The organism is Citrobacter sp. RHBSTW-00671, assembly GCF_014103415.1.
GTDB lineage: Bacteria > Pseudomonadota > Gammaproteobacteria > Enterobacterales > Enterobacteriaceae > Citrobacter.
This window is the reverse complement of the sequence record NZ_JABXPR010000001.1, coordinates 2461152-2484452: the sequence shown is the minus strand read 5'-3', so window position 1 is coordinate 2484452 and position 23301 is coordinate 2461152. Positions and strand designations below refer to the sequence as shown.

The window sequence follows — 23301 nt, the reverse complement described above, 5'->3', positions numbered from 1 at the left end:
AGTAAAATACTCGAAATAAACAAAGAATGGAGAAAATATATGCACTGCAACATCTTGTTTATTTTAATCTCATTGGGTTTTGTTTGCGCAAAAAACAACCTCAGATATTTTTAGCCAAGCTTATGGTATACTCCGCCGCCTTGACGTTTGCCATCGCACTTTTTCATTGAAACATAACGAGGAAAATAAATGAGTACGCCTGATTTTTCCACTGCTGAGAATAATCAAGAACTGGCTAATGAAGTCACCTGCCTGAAGGCCATGTTAACGCTGATGCTGCAGGCTATGGGACAAGCCGATGCAGGACGCGTGATTCTTAAAATGGAAAAACAGATCGCGCTGATTGAGGACGAAACACAGGCCGCGGTATTTACCAGCACTGTTAAACAAATTAAACAGGCCTATCGTCAGTGATAAGAAACCGGCTGACAGCGATGCTCTCAGCCGGTTTTGCGTCTGACACTCAGAACGACATTTTATTCAGATAAGCCCCGTTGCGGCGGCATAACAAGCAATCTGTGTTTTGTTTGGCGCGTTAAACTTCTTCTGCATATTCTTCTGATGAAAGTTAACGGTATTTTCAGAGATCGACAGAATCATTGCTATCTCGGAAGAGGTTTTCCCCTCAGCCGTCCATTTCAGAATCTCTTTTTCGCGCTTGCTAAAACGCATCTCCGGCGCCATGACCATGTCATCTTCCAGCCGCATAAGTACCGACAGGCTTTCTCGTACCAGCAGTTGCATCCTGAGCTCGACTTCATCCTGCGCATAGCGGCCATTACGCAAACTCGCGCGTGACACGGACAAAAAGCCTAATGCCCTGTTTGGCAACATTAAGCATTGCGTCATCCCCTTGCGCAGACCGTGATTACGTGCGGCATCCCACAGCGGTTGTGCGTCACGGAACAGGGTATCATCCCACGGTAAGTGGCCCTGACTGAAGTTTTCGGGTTTCAGTACCGGATCGATAGCGAAATAATTTTCTGATTGATAATGTGCGACCCAGGCTTTGGGATACGTCGTATGAAGTACCGTTTTAGGTCGGGTAAAGGGTACGGGATGCCGGACACAGAGCGCATAAAAATCGAACTCTAAGTGCTGCGTCTGATGTTGTAATTCGTTATAGACATCCTCTGCCGCCGCCATTTCCTGAAAGCGTAACAGCATGCTCCGTCGCCAGGTGAAGAAATCATGATCCTGCATACTAAGTGGTAATGCCCCTGAGATTGATAATCATCCAAATGTATGAAACAAGCTAACACATAAATGTATTTTATATATGCAAATTATCGGACAAATATGAAATTACTTGAGTGCAACGTAACTCCCCACCATGCTGGCAGGGTGAAGCAATAATAATAAAGCAGTAATTATAAATAGTTATGCAATAAGCACTCACCAAAAAAACAATTTCGATGAGTGCTCTCTGGCCTTTTATTGCATCAGGAACTTTTCAAGAAACTGACGGGTTCGCGGTTGCTGTGGATGCGTAAATAAGGATTTTGCCGGCCCCTGCTCCACTATCTTGCCCTGATCCATAAATATCGCCCGGTCAGCAACGTCACGCGCAAAACTCATTTCATGTGTCACAATGACCATGGTGCGTTTTTCCTGCGCCAGCTGACGAATAGTATTAAGCACTTCGCCAACCAGTTCCGGGTCCAGCGCGGAGGTCGGTTCATCAAAAAGAATCACTTCCGGACGCATAGCCAGCGCCCGGGCAATGGCGACACGCTGCTGCTGACCGCCGGATAACCGCCGTGGATAGCTGCTCTCTTTACCCGCAAGCCCAACCTTTGCCAGAAGTTCACGCGCACGCGCTGTCGCCTCCGCCTTCGCTTCTCCCTTCACAATGACCGGACCTTCAATAATGTTTTCCAGTACTGTGCGATGTGGAAATAAATTAAAGTTCTGGAACACAAACCCCACATGCTGGCGCAACTGGCGAATCAGTCCTTTCTGCTGGCTTAAGGAGCGTGCGGTATCAATGGTAATGTCTCCGACCTTGATGGTGCCCGCCTCCGGTTGTTCCAGCAAATTAATACTGCGCAGCAGCGTGGTTTTACCTGAACCGCTCGGCCCGATAATCGCCACGACTTCACCAGGCTTAACGTCCAGATCAATGCCGTGCAGTACCGTTTGCCCGTGGAATTTTTTCACCAGGTTTCTGACTTCAATAGCACTCATTTCGGATCTCTCTCCTGGCGGTTGAGCTGTTCTTCAAAATAGTTCTGCAGCGCAGAAAGCACCGTCGCCATGACCCAGTAAATCAGCGAGGCCGCCAGATACATGGTAAACACCTCCAGCGTGCGTGAAGTAATCAGCTGCGCCTGGCGGAACAGTTCCGGTACCTGGATGGTCGCGGCCAGTGAGGTGTCTTTCACCAGACTGATAAAACTGTTGCTCAGCGGCGGCAATGCCACGCGTGCCGCCTGCGGGAGAATCGCCCTGCGCATCGTCTGCCACGGCGTCATACCGATACTCGCCCCGGCTTCCCACTGCCCTTTATCAATGGAGGAGATGGCCGCACGCAGCGTTTCTGCCGCGTAAGCCGCGGTATTCAGCGACAGACCGATCATTGCAGCCGGGATCGGGTCCAGCTCAATCCCAAACTGCGGCAGACCATAGTAGATCATAAACAGCTGGGCAATTAACGGCGTACCGCGAAAGACCGAGATATAAAAGCGCGCCAGCCAGCGCACAGGCAACAGTGACGATAAACGCATTAGCGCCAGGATGAACCCCAGCACCAGGCCAAAAAACATCCCGCCGATACTCAGTTGGAGCGTAAATACCGCCCCTTTCAGCAGATACGGCAGCGAATCAATGACCAGTTGGATACTTTCTTGCATTCGTATTTTTCTACCTGGTTGTCATACATGTGGATGGTAGGCAAACAACGCAGGTGCCCCACCGGTATGAATAAAGAGGATTGGCCCTTCATCTTTAAAGCGTTTCTGGCTGATACCGTCAATCAGGCCTGCCATCGCTTTACCGGTATACACCGGGTCCAACAAGATGCCTTCCAGACGTGCCAACAGTTTTACCGCCTCCATGCCTTCTTCATTTGGCGTACCGTAACCTGGCGCAAAATAATCATCCCACAGTAAAATCTCTGCCGCCGCGGTCAGTTCCAGCTCACTGGCAATCGCCTGCTGAAGCGCAACGACTTTTGGTTTTTGGTCAGCAACGCAGCGTGAAACGGTGACACCGATAAGCTCAACGTTTGGCATCAATTGTTCCAGCCCTACCGCCAGCCCGGCGTGCGTTCCTGCGCTGCCCGACGCTACCACGACGGATGACAGTTCTACGGCACCTTCACACTGCTGGGCAATTTCCAGTGCGCTTTCGACATAACCCAATGCGCCCAACGCGTTAGAACCGCCAACCGGGATCACATACGGGCGGAATCCCTGCGCTTCAATCCGCGTCGCCAGTTCCTGAAGCTGCGCATTCGGATCGGTCAGCGCATCACACATTTCAATCTGGGTATTGAACAGATCCAGCAGCAGGCGGTTACCGTTACTGAGGTAATTTTCCGCGGTCGTGCCGATCGGGTTTTCCAACAGCGCCACACAGTGCAGCCCCAGCTTCGCCGCGACCGCCGCCGTCTGACGCACGTGGTTCGACTGGATAGCCCCTGCGGTGATCAATGTGTCTGCGCCTTCACGCAGTGCGTCCGCCGCCAGAAATTCCAGTTTGCGCAGTTTATTGCCGCCCATCGCCATCGGCGTGACGTCATCGCGTTTAATAAAAATATCGCGACCGAGATAATCAGAGAAACGCGGGAGATATTCGAGCGGCGTTGGCGCGCCAATAAATTCCAGACGGGGAAAGCGCGTTAAGTTATGCAGTGGCATAGAGCCTCCGGTGTTTACTCATCATCTTGTGGGCAGCAAGCAGCCCAAAAGCCTGAGAGTAGAAGTTGTTGTGATGTTCTTTTTATTATGCACGTTCAGGCGCAATGGAATAAAAAAAGGCGCTGTTAAAGGCGCCTTTTTTATCCGGATGATGATTATTTCGTCACATCCGCTCCAAACCATTTTTCGGACAGGGCTTTCAGCGTGCCGTCTTTTTGCATCTCGGCCATAGCTGCATCTACAGCTTTCAGCAGATCTTCATTGCCTTTACGCAACGCCACACCAGATTCCTGGCGGGAGAACGCTTCACCGGTCACGGCCAGGGTGTCTTTGGTTTTCTTCACCAAATCCAACGCGGCCAGACGGTCAACCAGAATGGCATCGATACGACCTACGCGCAGATCCTGATATTTGGTCGGGTCATCATCATAGGTACGAATATCTACGCCCTGCACGTTCTGACGCAGCCACTCTTCGTAGTTGGTCCCCAGACCAACACCGACTTTTTTACCTTTCAGGTCCGCGGCGGTCTTAATCACGCCTTCGTTACCTTTCTTCACCAGCGCCTGGATACCAGAAACCGTATACGGGGTAGAGAAATCGTATTTCTTCTTACGTTCGTCAGAGATGGTTACCTGGTTTATCACCACATCGATACGTTTGGAATCTAACGACGCCAGCATACCGTCCCATTTGGTCGGCTTGAGCGAGGCTTTCACACCCAGATGTTTAGCCAACTCCTCGGCAAATTCCACTTCAAAACCGGTCAGTTTGCCGTCGTCACACTGGAAACTAAACGGGGGATAAGTCCCTTCCAGCCCCACCAGCAGCGTGCCGCGCTCTTTCACTTTATTTAACAGACCTTCGTCCGCAAATGTTTTTGCGCTCATACCCGCGACAAGTGCAACAGCCATTACACCCATCAGCGCCTGACGTCCCAGAAGTGCTAATTTCATAGTTACCCCGAATATTGTCATTAGTGACTGCTATTTATCCACAAAATCATTCGAGTTGCATCAAGGCGGCAAGCGAGTAAGTCCCCAGGAGCTTACTAAAGTAAGTGACTGGGGCGCCAACGCAGAGACAGCTTGAAGGATAACGTGTGTATGAGCGTAGTGTAGAACGTTCGCCGTAATTCACAAACACGACTCTGTTACACCTTATTCGTTTTTAATATATATCAGAACTGGCTGTCCAGGCGGATTTCTGCATATGCCCCATATGCGTATGGGCTTTAAACTGCTCATACTTACGTAGCGCAATGCGGTAGTTATTGGTGCTGGTTTCTGGCAGCCACGGGGCGAGGTTTTCGTCGAGGAACCCTTCCTGCAGCAGGTCGTGAGAAATTTTTTGTTCGGTCAGATGATTGCCAAGACGGCGCAGGCGAACAACATATTCGCGCACCGTACCGTGGCTCATTTCGGTTTGCTCAAACAAAAATTGTTTAAAGCCGATGATGTCAAAGAAGTCGCTTTGTTCTTTGCAATGCAAATCACCGCAGAAACGGCACAACGCCACCCACTCTTTTTTCTCCTGTGCCCATTCAGCATCATCAAGCAACGTGTCCAGACGGGAGATGGCTATCTTATTCACAATCTGTCCGCGGCGAACCAGCGTGATCCTGTCGAGCAACTTAAAGCAGTGGGCGCAATGCGTCTGGCTGTGTTTGAAATCTTTGAGGTAGCGGCTTAGTGGCCGTCTTTTTGATTGCTGCACCGTCATGAGAACTCCTGGTAGTCAATACGTTATGCGGCATTGTTCAGGGGCAAAGATTACCCCTTATAGCTTACCCAGCTTGGTGCGTAGACGTTTGATAGCCTGGCTGTGCAACTGACTGACCCGTGATTCGCCGACTTCCAGAACAGCACCAATCTCTTTCAGATTCAGCTCTTCCTGATAGTACAGCGTCAATACCAGCTTCTCGCGCTCCGGCAATGCGTCGATCGCATCCATCACGCGCTGACGGAGGTTCCCCTCAAGAAGCTGTTGTAACGGGTTTTCTTGCTGATGCTCTTCTGTCACCAGCTCAATACTATCGCCATGCTCTTCCCGCCACTCGTCGTATGAGAAGAGTTGGCTGTTATTGGTATCAAGCAACATCTGACGATACTCTTGTACAGGGATACCCAGACGCTCCGCCACTTCTGTTTCCGTCGCGTTGCGCCCTAATTCCTGCTCCAGTTGCCCCATCGCCTGTGCCACTTCGCGGGCATTGCGCCGAACGCTACGCGGCACCCAGTCCCGGCTGCGTAGTTCATCCAGCATAGCCCCACGAATACGCTGCACTGCGTAAGTGGTAAATGCCGTTCCTTGCAAAGCGTCATATCGGTCAACTGCATTCAATAACCCGATGCCGCCCGCTTGTAGCAGGTCATCCAGTTCCACGCTCGCCGGCAAGCGCACCTGAAGGCGCAATGCTTCGTGACGCACCAACGGTACATAACGCTGCCACAGCGAGTGTTTATCCATTACACCTTCAGCGGTATACAGTGAATTCACGATAAACAGCCCTGCGTTAAATGAGTTATCGGCATGATTATCCGTTTCTGCAGGGGTTTTAATCGGGTGAATAGTGGGTGAAATGGGGGGTTATTTGGGGGTTACGGGTAAAGCGGAATGTAAAAAACCCCGCCGGAGCGGGGTTTGCGCGATAAGTGTAAATTAACGCAGCAGAGACAGGACGTTCTGCGTGGTCTGGTTTGCCTGCGCCAGAACAGAAGTACCCGCCTGTTGCAGAATGTTTGCGCGAGACATGTTGGACACTTCGGTCGCGTAGTCAGCATCTTCGATACGGCTACGGGCTTCAGACAGGTTGTTTACGGTGTTACCCAGGTTGGTGATGGTAGAGTTGAAACGGTTCTGTACCGCACCCAGGTCGGAACGCAGGTCAGCAACTTTCGCCAGCGCCGCGTCGATTTTAGCCAGCGGGCTATCGGTAGTAGCAGTCGCAATTTCATTCACTTTAGGTTCAGTTTTGAAATTGTGATTTTTTACTTTCTCTGCAAGGTAGTCCTTACCACCGACGTTAGCAATTTCGGTTTTACCATTGACACCACCGAGTTGGACAGCAGCAGTTGCGTCCTTACCACTTGCATCGGTATATGCTACTTCTTTAATGGATACTTTGTTAGATTCGTCAACTGATGCAGCATAATATTTTCCGCTAGCAGTTTTCAGCGCATAACCGCCATCAATGGCTTTACCATTATTGTCAGTAAAAGACACTTTAACAAGTGAAGCAGTATCAGCATCAGTGGAATCAACATTCGCCGCTTTTAATGCCGTAATAGCAGCAGCAGTATCATACGTCGCTGGTTCCTGCTTAAATTTCACATCTTTAGTTGCAGCTGGCAGCACATCAACATCAGCATCTTTGAGTGTTACTTCTCCAGATGTATCGTCAATCTCTACCTCATAAACACCATTTTTGGCGGTGTCACCTGCTACTGTGACATTCGCATAGTATTTGTTCTTAGCTTCATCAAATTTCACATCGCCAGTAATTGTTGCACCTGTCGCAGCCGATGCAGTATCTTTAGCTTTAATTGCTGTTACTGCTGATGCTGAAAAACCAGTAGTTTTGTCTACCGCTACTGTAGAGTTCTGGTAACCAGCAGGAGCCGCAGCAGTATCAGAAACCTTATATTTCTGCTGTACGTTCAGTGAATCCAGACCCAGCGTTTTGGAGTTGATTTCTTTCAGGTTGATATCGATGGTTTCGCCATCGTTGGCACCGACCTGGATAGTCAGGGTGTTGTCTTTCGCCAGCACTTTCACGCCGTTGAACTGGGTCTGGCCGGATACGCGGTCGATTTCGTTCAGACGCTGAGTGATTTCAGCCTGGATGGAGTCGAGGTCAGACTGGGAGTTGGTACCAGTAGAAGACTGAACCGCCAGCTCACGAACACGCTGCAGGTTGTTGTTGATTTCAGACAGAGAACCTTCAGTGGTCTGCGCGATGGAGATACCATCGTTGGCGTTACGGGACGCCTGAGTCAGACCTTTGATGTTAGAGGTGAAACGGTTTGCAATCGCCTGACCAGCAGCATCGTCTTTCGCGCTGTTGATACGCAGACCGGAAGACAGACGTTCAATAGCGGAGCTCAGAGAAGACTGAGATTTGTTCAGGTTATTCTGGGTCAACAGCGACAGGCTGTTTGTATTGATGACTTGTGCCATGATCTTTTCCTTATCAATTACAACTTGATGTTATTGGGCTGTTGCCCACGGTTTCTGACCGTAACCCATGTATCGGCACCTTAAATTCGAACTTTAGAAAATTTTCACTTTCCGCCCATTTTTTTTTAGCCCCGGAAATACCCGCTTTAATTACCACTATTCCGCGCTTTATTTTTGCAAAACTATTATTAAACTTTGCGCGCAGATTGCCGATATAGCGGTTAACTACTGTTTGCAATCACAAGGAATTAGGCATGCCTTCATTTACATCACTGGGCGTTGGCTCGAACTTACCACTGGACACATTGCTGACAAACTTAACCACTGCTGAGAAAAAGCGTTTAACGCCCATTACCCAGCAGCAAAGTGCTAACACCTCGCGTCTGACCGCGTACGGTACGCTGAAAAGTGCATTAGAAAAATTTCAAACGGCGAATACCGCACTGAACAATGCCGATCTGTTTAAAAGCACCACGGCAAGCAGCAGCACAGAAGACTTAAAGGTCAGTACGACCGCCGGTGCTGCTCCCGGTAAATATACCGTCAGCGTGTCCAAACTGGCGCAAGCACAGTCGCTATCAACCACGACCAAAATTGCCTCTACCAAAGAACAGTTGGGCGATACTAGTGTTGATGAACGCACCATAACGATTTCACAACCGGGTCGTAAAGAACCTCTGGAAATCAAGTTAGGCAAAGGCGAAACCTCTCTGGAGGATATTCGTGATGCCATTAACGATGCGGACAGCGGTATTTCGGCAAGTCTGGTGAAGGTTAAGGAAGACGATTATCAGTTGGTGTTAACCGCGGAAAGCGGCACTGAAAGCGAAATGACCATCTCCGTCTCGAATGATTCGAAACTGAGCGATTTACTGTCCTATGACAGCAAAGCGGGCAGCGGGAAAATGAAGCAACTGGTCGGTGCGCAAAATGCGCAGCTGACCGTTAACGGCATTGATATTGTACGTCAAAGCAATACCGTAACTGACGCACCGCAGGGCATCACGCTCGAACTGACCAAAGAAGTAAAAGATGCCTCTATCACGGTAACAAAAAGTGATGAAAAGGCCACAACGGCAATTAAAGCCTGGGTGGAAGCCTATAACTCACTGGTCGATACCTTTGGTACGCTGACTAAATATAAAGAAGTTGAACCGGGTGAAGCGGCAAGTACAGATAACGGCGCGTTACTGGGCGACAGTGTTCTCCGTACCATTCAAAACGGTATTCGTGCGCCATTTGCTAACAGCGGCAGCGAGTCCCCGTTTAAAACCATGTCTGAGATTGGCATTACTCAGGATGGCGGCACTGGCAAGTTAAAAATTGATGAAGAAAAACTGGCTAAGGCACTGAAAGATAATACGGCAGCGACCCGTGAACTGTTGGTGGGTGACGGCAAAGAAACCGGTATTACCACCAAGATTGCCACCGAAGTAAAAAGCTATCTGGCCGATGACGGTATTATCGACAATGCGCAAGACAATATTAACGCCAACCTGAAACTGCTGACTAAGCAGTATCTGACCGTGAGTAATAGCATTGATGAAGTCGTGGCTCGCTATAAAGCACAGTTTACCCAACTCGATTCCATGATGAGTAAGCTGAACAGCACCAGTACCTATCTGGGCCAACAATTTTCAGCGATGAATAATTCCTGATAACACGAGGTAAGCATGTATACCGCGAGCGGTACCAAAGCCTATGCACAGGTCAGCGTGGAAAGCGCCGTGATGAGCGCCAACCCGCATCAGTTGATCGAAATGTTGTTTGATGGCGCACATAGCGCCCTGGTGCGCGCTCGTCTGTTTATGCAGCAAGGCGATATCGTTGCCAAAGGTGAAGCATTAAGCAAGGCAATCAATATCATCGATAATGGTCTGAAGGCGGGCCTGGACCACGAAAAAGGAGGAGAGATCGCTACCCATCTTTCTTCGTTGTACGACTATATGGTTCGCCGTTTATTGCACGCCAATCTGAATAATGATTGTCAGGCGATTGAAGAAGTCGAAGGGTTGCTCGGAAACATCGCGGATGCCTGGAAACAGATCTCACCAAACGCGTCGTCCCAGGAGTCCCGTTAATGACCTCAGCCGTGGAGTTTATCAACCGTTGGCAGCGCATTGCGCTGCTCAGTCACTCGCTGCTGGAACTGGCGCAGCGAGGTGAATGGGACCTTTTACTGGAACAGGAAGTTACCTATCTGCAAAGTATTGAAGTGGTCATGGAAGAACAAACTCCATCTGGCATTACGCGAAGCGTTCAGGATTTGATTGCCGGGTATATTAAACAGACGCTGGATAACGAACAGTTGCTCAAAGCATTATTGCAGCAGCGTCTGGATGAACTCAGCACGCTGATCGGTCAGTCAACCCGCCAGAAGACGCTAAATAACGCCTACGGTCGGCTTTCCGGTATGTTGCTGGTTCCCGACGCCCCAACTGCCCCACAATAATTTCCCGTTACGTCTGAATAATCTTCCATACTCCAGAGGTCGGCCAAACGGCTTCTGGAGCACGGAAGATGAAAAATCCCACCTTATTGCAGTACTTCCACTGGTATTACCCTGATGGCGGCCAGCTCTGGCCGGAGCTCGCCGCACGCGCGGACGGACTTAACGATATCGGCATCAATATGGTATGGCTGCCTCCCGCCTATAAAGGTGCGTCCGGCGGGTACTCCGTTGGCTATGACTCCTACGATCTGTTTGATTTAGGCGAATTCGACCAGAAAGGCACTATTGCCACCAAATACGGCGATAAAAATCAATTACTGGCGGCAATCGACGCGTTAAAGCACAACGATATCGCGGTACTGCTGGATGTGGTGGTCAACCATAAAATGGGTGCCGATGAGAAAGAGCACATTCAGGTTCAGCGCGTCAACGCCGATGACCGCACGCAGATTGACGATGAGATCGTCGAATGCGAGGCCTGGACCCGCTACACCTTCCCCGCCCGTGCGGGTCAGTACTCTCAATTCATTTGGGACTACAAATGCTTCAGCGGCATCGATCATATTGAAAATCCCACCGAGGACGGCATTTTTAAAATCGTTAATGATTATACCGGCGAAGGCTGGAACGATCAGGTCGATGACGAACTGGGCAACTTTGACTACCTGATGGGCGAAAATATCGATTTTCGCAATCATGCCGTGACCGAAGAGCTCAAATACTGGGCACGTTGGGTGATGGATCAAACCCATTGCGATGGTTTTCGCCTGGATGCCGTCAAACACATCCCGGCGTGGTTCTATAAAGAGTGGATCGAGCACGTCCAGGAAGTCGCTCCCAGGCCGCTGTTTATCGTGGCGGAATACTGGTCCCATGAGGTCGATAAACTGCAAACCTATATTAACCAGGTCGAGGGGAAAACCATGCTGTTTGATGCCCCTTTGCAAATGAAGTTTCACGAAGCGTCCCGCCAGGGGCGCGATTATGACATGAGCCAGATTTTCACCGATACGCTGGTGGAGGCCGATCCCTTTCATGCGGTGACGCTGGTTGCGAACCATGACACCCAGCCGTTACAGGCGCTGGAAGCCCCGGTCGAGGCGTGGTTTAAGCCGCTGGCCTACGCGCTGATCCTGCTGCGCGAAAACGGCGTGCCGTCGGTGTTCTACCCCGATCTCTACGGTGCACATTATGAAGATACTGGCGGTGATGGCGAAACCTACACCATCGATATGCCGATTATTGAACAACTTGATGAATTGATTCTGGCCCGCCAACGCTTCGCCCACGGCGTACAAACGCTCTATTTTGATCATCCAAACTGTATCGCCTTCAGTCGCAGCGGTACGGATGATGACCCCGGGTGCGTCGTCGTGCTGTCCAATGGCGATGACGGTGAAAAGAGCATCGCGCTTGGCGCAAATTACGGCAATAAAACCTGGCGTGATTATCTGGGGAATCGTGAAGAAAGCGTAGTGACCGATGAAAACGGCGTGGCGACGTTTTTCTGTGATGGCGGCAGCGTCAGCGTGTGGGTGATTGAAGACGTGTTGTAGCACTTAACCCCGGTGGCGACAGGCTACCGGGGCGCAATACTTATGGCAGCGGTGTAGCTAACGGCGTTTTCTTTAACACCTCGGCACACTCCAGCGTCGGGCGTTCTACCCGTTGCAGCGTCATACCGTCATAATCCAGCGTATTGCCATCGCGATCGATTTCATACAGCTCGCGTTTCACCGTCACGTTGGTGAGGTCACCGGAGAGCATGGTCAATTTCCCGGGGACGGCAATCACTCGCTGCCACTGACGGCAATCCAGCGTATCCCCCTCTTTGGTGACAATCAGACTGGCGATAGCTTCCGGGCTCACCAGCGCGCGCTGCGGACCTTTCGACTGCCAGTAACCTGCCAGACCGGCAGGGGCTGGTGTTTTCACCACGTCATTATAATTTTGTACCTCGGCGCAGCCGGCAAGCACCAACAATGCACCAACGATTGCTAATTTTTTCATCATTCATCCTGCATGCGAAGAAAAGGGGATTGTGGCATTAAAGCCCTGATGTCGCCAGCCTTTCGGCAGCCCGGAGAAAGATTGATCCAGACGGTGTTACCTCTTATTACTCATAGTCAAAAATTCTGACAGGTGTAATATCCACGCTTCTTGTTACATACCTTCTGAGTTCAGAGGCACAACGCATGTCATGGCAACACTTCAAACAGGCCTGGTTAATTAAATTTTGGGCCCCTGCCCCTGCGGTTATCGCAGCGGGTATTCTCTCCACCTACTATTTCGGCATTACGGGAACCTTCTGGGCCGTTACCGGCGAATTTACCCGCTGGGGTGGGCAAATCCTGCAACTGTTTGGCGTGCACGCCGAAGAGTGGGGATACTATAAACTGATCCACCTCGAAGGCTCGCCCCTGACCCGTATTGACGGGATGATGATCCTCGGTATGTTCGGCGGCTGTTTCGCTGCCGCGCTGTGGGCCAACAACGTCAAATTACGCATGCCGCGCAGTCGGATCCGCATTCTGCAGGCGGTGGTCGGCGGGATGATCGCCGGTTTCGGCGCCCGTCTGGCAATGGGCTGTAACCTGGCCGCGTTTTTTACCGGCATTCCACAGTTCTCGCTGCATGCCTGGTTCTTCGCGCTGGCAACGGCGATGGGCTCATGGTTTGGCGCCCGCTTTACCCTGCTGCCGATGTTTCGTATTCCGGTCAAAATGCAGAAAGTGTCCGCCGCCTCCCCGCTGACGCAAAAGCCGGAACAAGCGCGTCGTCGTTTCCGCCTCGGTATGCTGGTATTTATCGGCATGATCGGTTGGGCACTACTGACCGCAATGGACAAGCCGAAGCTGGGTCTGGCCATGTTGTTTGGCGTTGGGTTCGGCCTGCTGATTGAACGGGCGCAAATCTGCTTTACCTCGGCCTTCCGCGATTTGTGGATTTCCGGGCGCACCCATATGGCAAAAGCCATCATCTTCGGCATGGCGGTGAGCGCCATTGGTATCTTTAGCTATGTGCAACTGGGCGTTGAGCCGAAGATTATGTGGGCCGGTCCAAATGCGGTGATCGGCGGCTTACTGTTTGGTTTCGGGATCGTGCTGGCAGGCGGGTGTGAGACTGGCTGGATGTACCGTGCGGTTGAGGGCCAGGTACATTACTGGTGGGTGGGACTGGGTAACGTTATCGGTTCGACCATTCTGGCTTACTACTGGGATGACTTTGCCCCTGCCCTGGCCACTCGTTGGGATAAAGTGAATCTGCTCGACACCTTTGGGCCGCTCGGCGGGCTACTGGTGACTTATCTGCTGTTGTTTATCGTGTTGATGCTCATCATCGGTTGGGAAAAGCGTTTCTTCCGCCGTGCCGGGCTGACGCCAGCTAAGGAATCCGCATGAAAAATATCGTCCCTGATTATCGCCTCGACATGGTCGGTGAACCGTGTCCTTACCCGGCTGTTGCCACGCTGGAAGCCATGCCGCAGTTGAAGAAAGGTGAAATTCTGGAAGTGGTCAGCGATTGCCCGCAGTCAATCAACAATATTCCGCTGGATGCGCGTAACCATGGGTATACGGTGCTGGATATTCAGCAGGATGGGCCAACTATTCGCTATCTGATTCAAAAATAACCCAGCGCTCCCACAGCGATACGCTGCGGGAGCGTCAATATGAGTCGTTGTTGCCGCAACGCTTTTTCTCTCGCCTTTTATACAACAACAATGCACTGGCAGCCTAAAATCAATGACACTATAGTTACCATAATCTGTATAATGCCAGCCTCTACCCAATGTGCACCTTTGTTTACTCCAGCCCACACCATTCATGAATCATCCTGTAGACATATGGACACAACATTGACCTGCATTAATTTATAAATTTTTGTTAAATCACAAAGGTTCACTAAAATAAGGAAACCTGATGCGTAAGTCTACCCTCATAGGGGCCGTAATCATTACTGCTCTATGGTTGGTCACAGCGATAAGCCTGTATAGTTATAATCATGGTTCACCGTCTGACAAAAGTCACTGGAATCAAAGATGGGAAAACGCCGAGGCATCAGCTCATTTTTTCAACACATTAAAACGCTATGATACCCTTCCATTCAACCAACATTATTTTGCTATATCCCGCCCATGTGTTGATTTAGTTAACCCATGCACAGTTACAGATAACCCATCAATACCAGGCTCAGCAGTTCTGCCCTCTCCGAGAATAAATAACGAAGCCATATATATATCCTTCCCACCCGGTTCAATGGTAGTTGCCTATGGTGTAATAAAAATGGCCTCACTGATATCGGGGATACCGATATCCTGGGAGATGTTGCAATGGGTCAATATGTTATTTTGGATTATTTCGATTATTCTTATTTACTTTGCCATCTCAACAATAACCAGAACATCAAAACATAGTGAGATAATTTCCTTCCTGTCCGTCATTCCGATGTTATTTGCCGTTGAACCGATGCACTCTCATCAACTATCAATGTGGGCACATCAAACATTCCAGATTTTTGCAGCCGCCGCATTTCTGATAGTGGCTATGGGCATAAACCGCAGGACGGTGATTGCACTTGGCATCATATCAGCCCTTGCATGCTGGATTGAGTGGACCGCATACCTGATGTGTATCGCATTATTCGTCGTTGTTCTTATTCATGACTTCAAGCTAAAATCCGGATATAAAAATACAATCATTTACACTCTGATAGCAATTTCAGGTGGTTTGACACTGCTTTGGTATTATTCGTTCATGGTTGGACTTGGGCCATACTTTAACGAATTATCCAGTCGGGCAAGCATCCGGGGAATGGAGAAAACATATATTGGCTGGAGTGAATGGTGGCTATCTGTATATCAGGCATATGGTCCATGGTTAATTTCCTCGATTTTTTTGGCATTCGCCTCATTATTTATCAAGAAAAGCAATAGTTTTAGCAAAGATCAATACATTAAAATTTCCATTTTAATCGCAATCATTTGCTTTATGCTGATAGAAAATATTGCTATGTTTGAACACGCGGCGACATACACATTTGACAGGATTAAAATTGGATTTCTTATTACTTTTCTTATTGCCTTGTCCGCAATGAGAATAGAAAAAATCGGAAAAGTCGCATTTCTTCTTATTGCTATCATTTGTGTCATTACATCCGTGTACAGTATCAGTCAATATATTGATTTTTATCCCAGATACTGGAGATAAAAAATGCGGCCGATAATAAGGCCGCACTATCATAACATGAGCATTCACTATTCTGGCGCAAACTGGAATAGTGAAAAAACCAACAGAACCTACACCTGCATCGACATGACTTCCTGGTAGGCTGATACCAGTTTGTTACGCACCTGAATACCCATCTGCATCGAAACCGACGCTTTCTGCATATCGGTCATCACGTCATTTAGCGCAATGCCTGGTTCACCCAGGGTAAATTTTTCAGCCTGAACGCGAGAGGCGGTTTGCACATCGCTGATTCTGTCCAATGCCGCGTGCAGTTGTCCGGCAAAACTCACGGTCGATTGTGGCTGCACATCCTGCATCTTCGCTGACATCGCCGTGGCCTGTAGCTGGCTGATAACCCCTTCAATCCCCTGTATTGCCGACATTCTGATCCCCTGGATGATTTTTCACGTAGCAGAGATTACCAGCTCGTCAATAAGATAAAGGCGCTAAATAACGATAAAAAACCTCGGTTTTTAACGCATAGAAAAATTCGAAACCGCAAATAATGAGACCGTCAATTTTTCGAGTTTGCTGACCCGGGAGTGAGTCTTGTTCCACTTTGCAAAAAACGCCGTCCACGATAAGCCACGAGGTGCGAGATGAGTGCGACAGCATCGACTGCAACCCAACTGAAACCTCTCGAGTGGTTAAATCGCCTGCGCGCGAATCCCAAAATCCCTCTGATTGTGGCGGGTGCCGCTGCCGTCGCTATCATCGTTGCGATGGTCCTGTGGGCCAAAACACCTGACTACCGCACACTGTTCAGTAACTTATCCGATCAGGACGGTGGCGCGATTGTCACGCAGTTGACGCAGATGAACGTTCCTTATCGTTTCACTGAGGGAAGCGGCGCCATTGAAGTCCCTGCGGATAAAGTTCACGAACTGCGTTTACGTCTGGCACAGCAAGGGCTGCCGAAAGGCGGTGCGGTGGGCTTTGAGTTACTGGACCAGGAAAAGTTTGGTATCAGCCAGTTTAGCGAGCAGGTCAATTACCAGCGAGCTCTGGAAGGCGAATTAGCCCGTACCATTGAAACCCTGGGGCCGGTGAAGCGCGCCCGTGTCCATCTTGCGATGCCCAAACCGTCACTGTTCGTACGTGAACAAAAGGCCCCTTCTGCCTCCGTGACGGTAAACCTGGAACCGGGGCGAGCACTGGACGAAGGTCAGATTAGCGCGGTAACGCATCTGGTCTCCAGCGCTGTCGCCGGCTTGCCGCCGGGCAACGTGACGCTGGTCGATCAGGCAGGACATCTGTTAACCCAGTCGAACACCAGCAGCCGCGACCTGAACGATGCGCAGCTGAAATATGCCAGCGATGTTGAAGGTCGCGTACAGCGTCGTATTGAATCAATCCTGTCGCCAATTGTCGGTAACGGCAACGTACACGCGCAGGTTACTGCACAGCTGGATTTCGCCAACAAAGAGCAAACCGAAGAAAAGTACAGCCCAAATGGCGACGACTCACAGGCTGTTCTGCGTTCACGCCAGCTTAACGTCAGCGAACAGATAGGAAGCGGAGCACCTGGCGGCGTACCGGGCGCACTGTCTAACCAACCCGCCCCAGCGAATACGGCCCCGATTAATACGCCACCGGCAAATCAGCAGAATGCGCAAACCACGCAAACGGCGAATAACGCCAATGCCGGCCCGCGCAGCACGCAGCGTAATGAAACCAGCAACTATGAAGTTGATCGTACCATTCGCCACACCAAGATGAATGTGGGTGATGTGCAGCGCCTGTCGGTGGCGGTAGTGGTCAACTATAAAACGTTACCGGATGGCAAACCGCTGCCATTAACCGCTGACCAAATGAAACAAATTGAGGACCTGACCCGCGAGGCCATGGGCTTCTCTGAAAAACGCGGCGATACCCTGAATGTCGTGAATTCCCCCTTCACCGCGAGTGATGACACGGGCGGAGAGCTTCCGTTCTGGCAGCAGCAGTCCTTTATTGAACAGCTGATGGTAGCCGGTCGTTGGTTACTGGTTCTGCTGGTGGCCTGGGTCCTGTGGCGTAAAGCGGTGCGTCCGCAGTTGATGCGTCGCAGCGAAGAGGTCAAAGCCGCACAAGAACAAACACGTATTCGCCAGGAAACGGAAGAAGCGGTTGAAGTTCGCCTCAGCAAAGACGAGCAGACCCAGCAACGCCGTAACAACCAGCGTCTGGGTGCTGAAGTCATGAGCCAGCGTATCCGTGAAATGTCAGATAACGATCCGCGCGTCGTGGCGCTGGTCATTCGCCAGTGGATAAATAACGAACATGAGTAATCTTAGCGGCACCGATAAAAGCGTCATCTTATTGATGACCATTGGCGAAGATCGCGCGGCGGAGGTCTTTAAGCACCTTTCCACGCGCGAAGTGCAGGCCCTCAGTACGGCAATGGCCAACGTGCGTCAGATCTCCAACAAGCAGTTGACGGAGGTTCTGGCCGAATTTGAACAAGAAGCCGAGCAGTTTGCCGCCCTGAACATCAACGCCAACGAATACCTGCGCTCCGTGCTGGTAAAAGCGTTGGGTGAAGAACGAGCCTCCAGCCTGCTGGAAGACATTCTGGAAACGCGCGATACCACCAGCGGCATTGAAACGCTCAACTTTATGGAGCCACAAAGCGCCGCCGATCTTATTCGCGACGAGCACCCGCAGATTATCGCCACCATTCTGGTTCACCTGAAACGGGGCCAGGCCGCCGATATTCTGGCGCTGTTCGACGAGCGCTTACGCCACGATGTCATGCTGCGTATCGCTACTTTCGGCGGCGTACAGCCTGCCGCGCTGGCAGAACTGACCGAAGTGCTGAACGGATTGCTCGATGGCCAGAACCTCAAGCGCAGCAAAATGGGCGGCGTGAGGACAGCAGCAGAAATTATCAACCTGATGAAGACACAGCAGGAAGAAGCGGTTATTACCGCGGTGCGCGAATTCGACGGCGAGCTGGCGCAGAAAATTATCGACGAGATGTTCCTGTTCGAAAATCTGGTGGATGTCGACGATCGCAGCATCCAGCGTCTGTTGCAGGAAGTGGATTCCGAATCGCTGCTGATAGCCCTGAAAGGTGCCGAGCAACCATTGCGCGAGAAGTTCCTGCGCAACATGTCGCAGCGTGCCGCCGATATCTTGCGCGACGATCTTGCCAACCGCGGTCCGGTACGTTTGTCGCAGGTAGAAAACGAACAGAAAGCGATTCTGCTTATCGTACGTCGTCTGGCCGAGACCGGCGAGATGGTGATCGGCAGCGGCGAGGATACCTATGTCTAACGATCTGCCATGGAAAGTCTGGACGCCTGACGACCTCGCCCCGCCAATGGCGGAGTTCGTACTGGCCGATCATACCGACGATCGGCCGTCCGACGAGACAGAAGAGCCACAGCTATCTGCTGAACAACAGCTTGAGCAGCAGTTGGCGCAAATGCAGCTCCAGGCCCATGAGCAAGGATATAACGCCGGCCTGGCTGAAGGTCGGCAAAAAGGACACGAACAAGGTTATCAGGACGGACTGGCCCAGGGGCTGGAACAAGGTCAGAACCAGGCTCGCGCCCAACATGCGCCGATTCATGCCCGCATGCAGCAACTGGTCAGTGAGTTTCAGAATACACTGGATGCCCTGGACAGCGTCATTGCATCGCGCCTGATGCAAATGGCACTGGAAGCGGCGCGCCAGGTTATCGGTCAGACGCCCATCGTCGATAACGCCGCGCTGATTAAACAAATCCAACAGCTGTTGCAACAGGAGCCGCTGTTTAGCGGCAAACCGCAGTTGCGCGTCCATCCGGACGATCTGCAACGAGTGGAAGAGATGCTCGGGGCGACCCTCAGCCTGCACGGCTGGCGACTGCGTGGCGATCCAACGCTGCATCACGGTGGCTGTAAAGTCTCTGCTGACGAAGGCGATCTGGACGCCAGTGTTGCCACCCGCTGGCAAGAGCTCTGCCGTCTGGCAGCGCCGGGAGTCGTGTAATGACCACTCGCCTGACTCGCTGGCTCAACACGCTAGACAACTTCGAAGAGAAAATGTCGCTGCTGCCTGCGGTGCGTCGTTACGGGCGTCTGACCCGCGCCACTGGGCTGGTACTGGAAGCCACGGGCCTGCAGTTACCGCTGGGTGCCACCTGCGTTATTGAGCGTCAGGATGGCAACGAAACCCAGGAAGTTGAAAGCGAAGTGGTTGGCTTTAATGGTCAACGCCTGTTTCTGATGCCGCTCGAAGAGGTCGAAGGCGTTCTGCCGGGCGCGCGCGTATACGCGAAAAACATCGCCGGCGAAGGGCTGCAAAGCGGGAAACAATTACCGCTGGGCCCTGCCCTGCTGGGGCGTGTGCTCGATGGCAGCGGGAAGCCGCTTGATGGGCTGCCAGCTCCCGACACCACGGAAACAGGGGCGCTAATCACCCCGCCGTTTAACCCCCTGCAACGTACCCCGATTGAACACGTACTGGATACTGGCGTACGGCCTATCAATGCGCTGTTAACCGTCGGTCGCGGTCAGCGAATGGGGCTTTTCGCCGGTTCCGGTGTGGGTAAAAGCGTCCTGCTCGGCATGATGGCACGCTATACCCAGGCTGATGTCATTGTTGTCGGTCTGATTGGCGAGCGTGGACGCGAAGTTAAAGATTTTATTGAAAATATTCTTGGCGCCGAGGGACGTGCGCGCTCGGTGGTGATTGCCGCCCCGGCGGATGTTTCCCCGCTGTTGCGTATGCAGGGTGCTGCCTACGCCACGCGCATCGCCGAAGATTTTCGCGACCGCGGTCAGCACGTGCTGCTGATTATGGATTCCCTCACCCGTTATGCGATGGCGCAGCGTGAAATTGCCTTGGCGATCGGCGAACCTCCGGCAACGAAAGGTTATCCACCGTCGGTGTTTGCGAAATTACCCGCACTGGTTGAACGGGCCGGAAACGGTATTCATGGCGGCGGTTCCGTGACCGCATTTTATACCGTACTGACCGAAGGCGATGACCAACAGGACCCTATTGCTGACTCCGCCCGCGCCATTCTCGACGGCCACATTGTCCTGTCCCGTCATCTGGCAGAAGCGGGTCACTATCCGGCCATTGATATTGAAGCCTCAATCAGCCGCGCAATGACCGCCTTAATCAGCGAAAAACATTATGCGCGGGTACGCAACTTTAAACAGCTATTGTCCAGTTTCCAGCGTAACCGCGATCTGGTCAGCGTAGGCGCCTACGCCAAAGGCAGCGATCCCATGCTGGATAAAGCCATTGCCTTATGGCCACAGCTGGAAGCATTTTTACAGCAAGGCATCTTTGAACGAGCCGACTGGGAAGACTCCCTGCAGGCTTTGGATCTGATTTTCCCTGGTGTGTGAATAAGCAGGAGAGCATAGGTCATGGCACAACATGGTGCGCTGGCAACACTTAAAGACCTGGCTGAAAAAGAAGTCGATGACGCAGCTATCTTATTAGGCGAGATGCGCCGTGGATGTCAGCAGGCGGAAGAGCAGTTGAAGATGCTGATCGATTATCAGCATGAATATCGCAACAACCTGAATAGCGATATGGGTCAGGGTATTACCAGTAATCGCTGGATTAACTATCAACAATTTATTCAGACGCTGGAAAAAGCGATTGAGCAACATCGCCAACAACTCAACCAATGGACGCAGAAAGTAGACCAGGCGTTGAGCAGTTGGCGCGATAAAAAGCAGCGACTGCAGGCATGGCAGACTCTGCAGGACCGGCAAACCACAGCCGCATTACTGGCTGAAAACCGCCTGGATCAGAAAAAAATGGATGAATTTGCTCAGCGTGCAGCTATGAGGAAACCCGAATGATTACGTTACCCCAACTGATTACCACCGACACCGACGTAGCCGCAGGTCTTCAGTCAGGCAAAGCGGTAGATTCTCCCGAGGATTTTTTGGCGCTGCTGGCGGGTGCATTAGGTGCAGGCGATGCACAGGGTAAAGACGCCCCGCTGTCGCTGGCTGATTTACAGGCCGCAGGCAGCAAACTGCAAAAAGGGTTATTGCAAAAGAATGGTGATACCGCGCAGACGGTAAAATTAGCCGATCTGCTGGCACAAAAAGAGGTCCAAACCGAGACGTCGCTGGCCGACCTGACTGATGCACAACAGTTGCTGTCTGCGCTCACGCCGTCACTGAAGGTTAATGCCCTGACAACACTGGGCAAAACCGCACAGCAGGATGAAAAAACAGCCCGTCTGAGCGATGACGATCTCGCCAACCTGAGTGCGCTGTTCGCTATGCTACCGGGGCAACAGGTAACCACTCCGACTGTTGATGCCACCCCAGCCCCTGCGGATGCGACGCTGTCGGTACTGTTACGTGGTAATACCCCTAACACGACTGCCGATAGCGCCAGTGAATTACTGACCGGCGAAGGGAAAAAAGGTAAAGCAGAGACAGCGATGCATGCCAGTGGCGCAGATCAGACCAACAATGCGGGTTTAACCCCATTAACGGCAGCGGTAGCCACGCGTGCGGAGATTGAAAGTTCACCGTCACCAACCAGCGTTGGCGCAACAATAGCTCCGCTGGCTGGCACACAGACACATGCGCAGCCGTTACCGACAGCCGCGGCACCGGTATTGAGTGCCCCGCTGGGAAGCCATGAATGGCAGCAATCACTGAGTCAACACGTCACGCTGTTCACCCGCCAGGGCCAGCAAAGTGCGGAATTGCGCTTGCATCCGCAGGATCTGGGGCAAGTGCAGATTTCCCTCAAGCTCGATGACAACATGGCGCAACTGCAAATGGTCTCGCCTCATAGCCACGTTCGCGCGGCGTTGGAAGCGGCATTACCCATGCTGCGCACGCAGTTGGCTGAAAGCGGGATTCAACTGGGGCAAAGCAGTATCAGCAGCGAAAGTTTCGCCGGTCAGCAACAGTCGTCTTCACAGCAACAACAGGCTGGGCGTGCGCATGGACAAGATATTTTTGCTCCCGAAGATGATGCCGTTCTGGCCACACCTGCTGCACTGCAAGCCGCAGCTCGCGGTGATGGTGCAGTAGACATCTTCGCCTAACGCCAGAGGTAGCATGATTATCCGCGTCTTTTCCACGCTTTGTCGTGGTCAGGACACGGGATAATCAGCCTATAAGCTGTACCGAAACAGGAAGCCCGTATCTGATGACTGACTCCGCGATTAACAAAAAGAGTAAACGCGCTATTTGGATCCCTCTGCTGGTGTTAATTACGCTCGCCGCCCTCGCTACTGCGGGCTATAGCTACTGGCGCATGCAGCAGCAGCCGTCCGCCAGCGTAAAAGCGGAACCGGCTCCACCGCCTGCCCCAGTGTTCTTTGCACTGGATACGTTTACCGTCAATTTAGGTGATGCGGATCGCGTGCTGTATATCGGTATCACACTGCGCATGAAAGACGAGGCGACACGCTCGCGTCTTAACGAATATCTGCCAGAAGTGCGCAGCCGTCTGCTGTTATTGTTCTCTCGCCAGAACGCAGCCACGCTCGCAACAGAAGAAGGCAAACAGCAGCTGATTGCCGCTATCAAAGAGACGCTCGCGACTCCGCTCGTTGTCGGGCAGCCGAAACAGGTTGTCACCGACGTTCTTTATACAGCTTTTATTCTGCGGTAAAGA

26 protein-coding genes and 1 pseudogene are annotated in these 23301 nt (G+C 51.6%); 17 read left to right on the top strand and 10 right to left on the bottom strand.

What is annotated here, in order from left to right; translation table 11 throughout:
- Positions 1-26: 26 nt before the first annotated feature.
- From HV261_RS28075 to HV261_RS11755, 3 genes and pseudogenes are all read left to right on the top strand, one after another.
- Positions 27-113, top strand: a pseudogene (locus HV261_RS28075) (hypothetical protein); the annotation flags it as partial.
- Positions 80-193: a hypothetical protein gene (locus HV261_RS28070; protein WP_202038353.1), complete on the top strand. Its 114-nt coding sequence runs from the start codon at positions 80-82 to the stop codon at positions 191-193. The pseudogene HV261_RS28075 and the gene HV261_RS28070, both read left to right, overlap by 34 nt.
- Positions 190-414, top strand: coding sequence for a DUF2594 family protein (locus tag HV261_RS11755; protein ID WP_005127733.1), 225 nt, complete (start codon positions 190-192; stop codon positions 412-414). Before HV261_RS28070 ends, HV261_RS11755 begins: the two co-directional genes overlap by 4 nt.
- A 66-nt stretch (positions 415-480) precedes the next feature.
- Here HV261_RS11755 and sdiA read toward each other — a convergent pair whose 3' ends face one another.
- From sdiA to HV261_RS11715, 8 genes are all read right to left on the bottom strand, one after another.
- Positions 481-1203, bottom strand: coding sequence for a quorum-sensing transcriptional regulator SdiA (gene sdiA, locus HV261_RS11750; RefSeq protein ID WP_202038352.1), 723 nt, complete (start codon positions 1201-1203; stop codon positions 481-483).
- A gap of 231 nt (positions 1204-1434) precedes the next feature.
- A complete protein-coding gene (tcyN, locus tag HV261_RS11745; RefSeq protein WP_137381531.1) occupies positions 1435-2187 on the bottom strand; it encodes an L-cystine ABC transporter ATP-binding protein TcyN in 753 nt (250 codons plus the stop codon).
- The gene (gene tcyL, locus HV261_RS11740; protein ID WP_048211320.1) at positions 2184-2852 is read right to left on the bottom strand and encodes a cystine ABC transporter permease; all 669 of its coding nucleotides are present in this window, start codon (positions 2850-2852) and stop codon (positions 2184-2186) included. Before tcyL ends, tcyN begins: the two co-directional genes overlap by 4 nt.
- Positions 2853-2873: 21 nt before the next feature.
- A complete protein-coding gene (gene dcyD / locus HV261_RS11735; RefSeq protein WP_202038351.1) occupies positions 2874-3860 on the bottom strand; it encodes a D-cysteine desulfhydrase in 987 nt (328 codons plus the stop codon).
- 155 nt (positions 3861-4015) lie between these two features.
- Complete coding sequence (tcyJ, locus tag HV261_RS11730; RefSeq protein ID WP_202038350.1) at positions 4016-4816, bottom strand: cystine ABC transporter substrate-binding protein; 801 nt, start codon at positions 4814-4816, stop codon at positions 4016-4018.
- A gap of 214 nt (positions 4817-5030) precedes the next feature.
- Positions 5031-5582 carry a flagella biosynthesis regulatory protein FliZ gene (gene fliZ / locus HV261_RS11725; protein WP_040232441.1) on the bottom strand — a complete coding sequence of 184 codons (552 nt, stop codon included), beginning with the start codon at positions 5580-5582 and terminating at the stop codon, positions 5031-5033.
- Between the two features lie 57 nt (positions 5583-5639).
- Positions 5640-6359: an RNA polymerase sigma factor FliA gene (gene fliA / locus HV261_RS11720; RefSeq protein ID WP_005127740.1), complete on the bottom strand. Its 720-nt coding sequence runs from the start codon at positions 6357-6359 to the stop codon at positions 5640-5642.
- 162 nt (positions 6360-6521) lie between these two features.
- Entirely contained in the window at positions 6522-8039 is a 1518-nt protein-coding gene (locus HV261_RS11715) for a FliC/FljB family flagellin (RefSeq protein WP_202038349.1), read from the bottom strand.
- Positions 8040-8293: 254 nt separating this feature from the next.
- Here HV261_RS11715 and fliD point away from each other — a divergent pair, with 254 nt between their 5' ends.
- The 4 genes from fliD to amyA all read left to right on the top strand — a co-directional run bounded on the left by fliD (position 8294) and on the right by amyA (position 12047).
- Positions 8294-9697 (top strand): flagellar filament capping protein FliD, encoded by a 1404-nt coding sequence (fliD, locus tag HV261_RS11710; protein ID WP_202038348.1) that lies wholly within the window; start codon positions 8294-8296, stop codon positions 9695-9697.
- A gap of 15 nt (positions 9698-9712) precedes the next feature.
- The gene (fliS, locus tag HV261_RS11705) at positions 9713-10120 is read left to right on the top strand and encodes a flagellar export chaperone FliS (protein WP_005127744.1); all 408 of its coding nucleotides are present in this window, start codon (positions 9713-9715) and stop codon (positions 10118-10120) included.
- Positions 10120-10491 (top strand): flagella biosynthesis regulatory protein FliT, encoded by a 372-nt coding sequence (gene fliT / locus HV261_RS11700; protein ID WP_005127745.1) that lies wholly within the window; start codon positions 10120-10122, stop codon positions 10489-10491. Before fliS ends, fliT begins: the two co-directional genes overlap by 1 nt.
- A gap of 68 nt (positions 10492-10559) precedes the next feature.
- Complete coding sequence (amyA, locus tag HV261_RS11695) at positions 10560-12047, top strand: alpha-amylase (protein ID WP_202038347.1); 1488 nt, start codon at positions 10560-10562, stop codon at positions 12045-12047.
- A gap of 40 nt (positions 12048-12087) precedes the next feature.
- Here amyA and yedD read toward each other — a convergent pair whose 3' ends face one another.
- Complete coding sequence (gene yedD, locus HV261_RS11690) at positions 12088-12501, bottom strand: lipoprotein YedD (RefSeq protein ID WP_121584786.1); 414 nt, start codon at positions 12499-12501, stop codon at positions 12088-12090.
- 137 nt (positions 12502-12638) lie between these two features.
- Between yedD and yedE the strand changes: the two genes are divergently transcribed.
- From yedE to HV261_RS11675, 3 genes are all read left to right on the top strand, one after another.
- Entirely contained in the window at positions 12639-13892 is a 1254-nt protein-coding gene (yedE, locus tag HV261_RS11685; protein WP_326929177.1) for a selenium metabolism membrane protein YedE/FdhT, read from the top strand.
- On the top strand, positions 13889-14122 hold the full coding sequence (gene yedF, locus HV261_RS11680; RefSeq protein WP_000790504.1) for a sulfurtransferase-like selenium metabolism protein YedF: 234 nt from the start codon (positions 13889-13891) through the stop codon (positions 14120-14122). The genes yedE and yedF overlap by 4 nt, the downstream gene beginning before the upstream one ends.
- 289 nt (positions 14123-14411) lie before the next feature.
- A complete protein-coding gene (locus HV261_RS11675; RefSeq protein ID WP_202038345.1) occupies positions 14412-15698 on the top strand; it encodes a hypothetical protein in 1287 nt (428 codons plus the stop codon).
- Between the two features lie 89 nt (positions 15699-15787).
- Here the strand turns inward: HV261_RS11675 and fliE are convergent, their stop codons facing one another.
- On the bottom strand, positions 15788-16102 hold the full coding sequence (gene fliE / locus HV261_RS11670) for a flagellar hook-basal body complex protein FliE (RefSeq protein WP_005127749.1): 315 nt from the start codon (positions 16100-16102) through the stop codon (positions 15788-15790).
- A 216-nt stretch (positions 16103-16318) separates the two neighbouring features.
- On the opposite strand from fliE, the gene fliF reads away from it, so the two are divergent.
- From fliF to fliL, 7 genes are all read left to right on the top strand, one after another.
- Positions 16319-17989: a flagellar basal-body MS-ring/collar protein FliF gene (gene fliF / locus HV261_RS11665; RefSeq protein WP_202038344.1), complete on the top strand. Its 1671-nt coding sequence runs from the start codon at positions 16319-16321 to the stop codon at positions 17987-17989.
- On the top strand, positions 17982-18977 hold the full coding sequence (gene fliG / locus HV261_RS11660) for a flagellar motor switch protein FliG (protein WP_048211311.1): 996 nt from the start codon (positions 17982-17984) through the stop codon (positions 18975-18977). The genes fliF and fliG overlap by 8 nt, the downstream gene beginning before the upstream one ends.
- The gene (fliH, locus tag HV261_RS11655; RefSeq protein ID WP_202038343.1) at positions 18970-19677 is read left to right on the top strand and encodes a flagellar assembly protein FliH; all 708 of its coding nucleotides are present in this window, start codon (positions 18970-18972) and stop codon (positions 19675-19677) included. Before fliG ends, fliH begins: the two co-directional genes overlap by 8 nt.
- Positions 19677-21047, top strand: coding sequence for a flagellar protein export ATPase FliI (fliI, locus tag HV261_RS11650; protein ID WP_005127755.1), 1371 nt, complete (start codon positions 19677-19679; stop codon positions 21045-21047). The genes fliH and fliI overlap by 1 nt, the downstream gene beginning before the upstream one ends.
- Positions 21048-21068: 21 nt before the next feature.
- Positions 21069-21512, top strand: a complete 444-nt coding sequence (gene fliJ / locus HV261_RS11645; protein WP_005127756.1) for a flagellar export protein FliJ — start codon at positions 21069-21071, stop codon at positions 21510-21512.
- A complete protein-coding gene (fliK, locus tag HV261_RS11640) occupies positions 21509-22726 on the top strand; it encodes a flagellar hook length control protein FliK (protein WP_202038342.1) in 1218 nt (405 codons plus the stop codon). Before fliJ ends, fliK begins: the two co-directional genes overlap by 4 nt.
- Positions 22727-22830: 104 nt before the next feature.
- Positions 22831-23298 carry a flagellar basal body-associated protein FliL gene (gene fliL / locus HV261_RS11635; RefSeq protein WP_048211308.1) on the top strand — a complete coding sequence of 156 codons (468 nt, stop codon included), beginning with the start codon at positions 22831-22833 and terminating at the stop codon, positions 23296-23298.
- The last annotated feature ends 3 nt before the right edge of the window (positions 23299-23301 follow it).

Coding starts and splice junctions, on each gene's coding strand:
- HV261_RS11755 (WP_005127733.1), top strand. CDS start 190: ATGAGTACGCCTGATTTTTCCACTGCTGAGAATAATCAAGAACTGGCT.
- sdiA (WP_202038352.1), bottom strand. CDS start 1,203: ATGCAGGATCATGATTTCTTCACCTGGCGACGGAGCATGCTGTTACGC.
- tcyN (WP_137381531.1), bottom strand. CDS start 2,187: ATGAGTGCTATTGAAGTCAGAAACCTGGTGAAAAAATTCCACGGGCAA.
- tcyL (WP_048211320.1), bottom strand. CDS start 2,852: ATGCAAGAAAGTATCCAACTGGTCATTGATTCGCTGCCGTATCTGCTG.
- dcyD (WP_202038351.1), bottom strand. CDS start 3,860: ATGCCACTGCATAACTTAACGCGCTTTCCCCGTCTGGAATTTATTGGC.
- tcyJ (WP_202038350.1), bottom strand. CDS start 4,816: ATGAAATTAGCACTTCTGGGACGTCAGGCGCTGATGGGTGTAATGGCT.
- fliZ (WP_040232441.1), bottom strand. CDS start 5,582: ATGACGGTGCAGCAATCAAAAAGACGGCCACTAAGCCGCTACCTCAAA.
- HV261_RS11715 (WP_202038349.1), bottom strand. CDS start 8,039: ATGGCACAAGTCATCAATACAAACAGCCTGTCGCTGTTGACCCAGAAT.
- fliD (WP_202038348.1), top strand. CDS start 8,294: ATGCCTTCATTTACATCACTGGGCGTTGGCTCGAACTTACCACTGGAC.
- fliS (WP_005127744.1), top strand. CDS start 9,713: ATGTATACCGCGAGCGGTACCAAAGCCTATGCACAGGTCAGCGTGGAA.
- fliT (WP_005127745.1), top strand. CDS start 10,120: ATGACCTCAGCCGTGGAGTTTATCAACCGTTGGCAGCGCATTGCGCTG.
- amyA (WP_202038347.1), top strand. CDS start 10,560: ATGAAAAATCCCACCTTATTGCAGTACTTCCACTGGTATTACCCTGAT.
- yedD (WP_121584786.1), bottom strand. CDS start 12,501: ATGAAAAAATTAGCAATCGTTGGTGCATTGTTGGTGCTTGCCGGCTGC.
- yedF (WP_000790504.1), top strand. CDS start 13,889: ATGAAAAATATCGTCCCTGATTATCGCCTCGACATGGTCGGTGAACCG.
- HV261_RS11675 (WP_202038345.1), top strand. CDS start 14,412: ATGCGTAAGTCTACCCTCATAGGGGCCGTAATCATTACTGCTCTATGG.
- fliE (WP_005127749.1), bottom strand. CDS start 16,102: ATGTCGGCAATACAGGGGATTGAAGGGGTTATCAGCCAGCTACAGGCC.
- fliF (WP_202038344.1), top strand. CDS start 16,319: ATGAGTGCGACAGCATCGACTGCAACCCAACTGAAACCTCTCGAGTGG.
- fliG (WP_048211311.1), top strand. CDS start 17,982: ATGAGTAATCTTAGCGGCACCGATAAAAGCGTCATCTTATTGATGACC.
- fliH (WP_202038343.1), top strand. CDS start 18,970: ATGTCTAACGATCTGCCATGGAAAGTCTGGACGCCTGACGACCTCGCC.
- fliI (WP_005127755.1), top strand. CDS start 19,677: ATGACCACTCGCCTGACTCGCTGGCTCAACACGCTAGACAACTTCGAA.
- fliJ (WP_005127756.1), top strand. CDS start 21,069: ATGGCACAACATGGTGCGCTGGCAACACTTAAAGACCTGGCTGAAAAA.
- fliK (WP_202038342.1), top strand. CDS start 21,509: ATGATTACGTTACCCCAACTGATTACCACCGACACCGACGTAGCCGCA.
- fliL (WP_048211308.1), top strand. CDS start 22,831: ATGACTGACTCCGCGATTAACAAAAAGAGTAAACGCGCTATTTGGATC.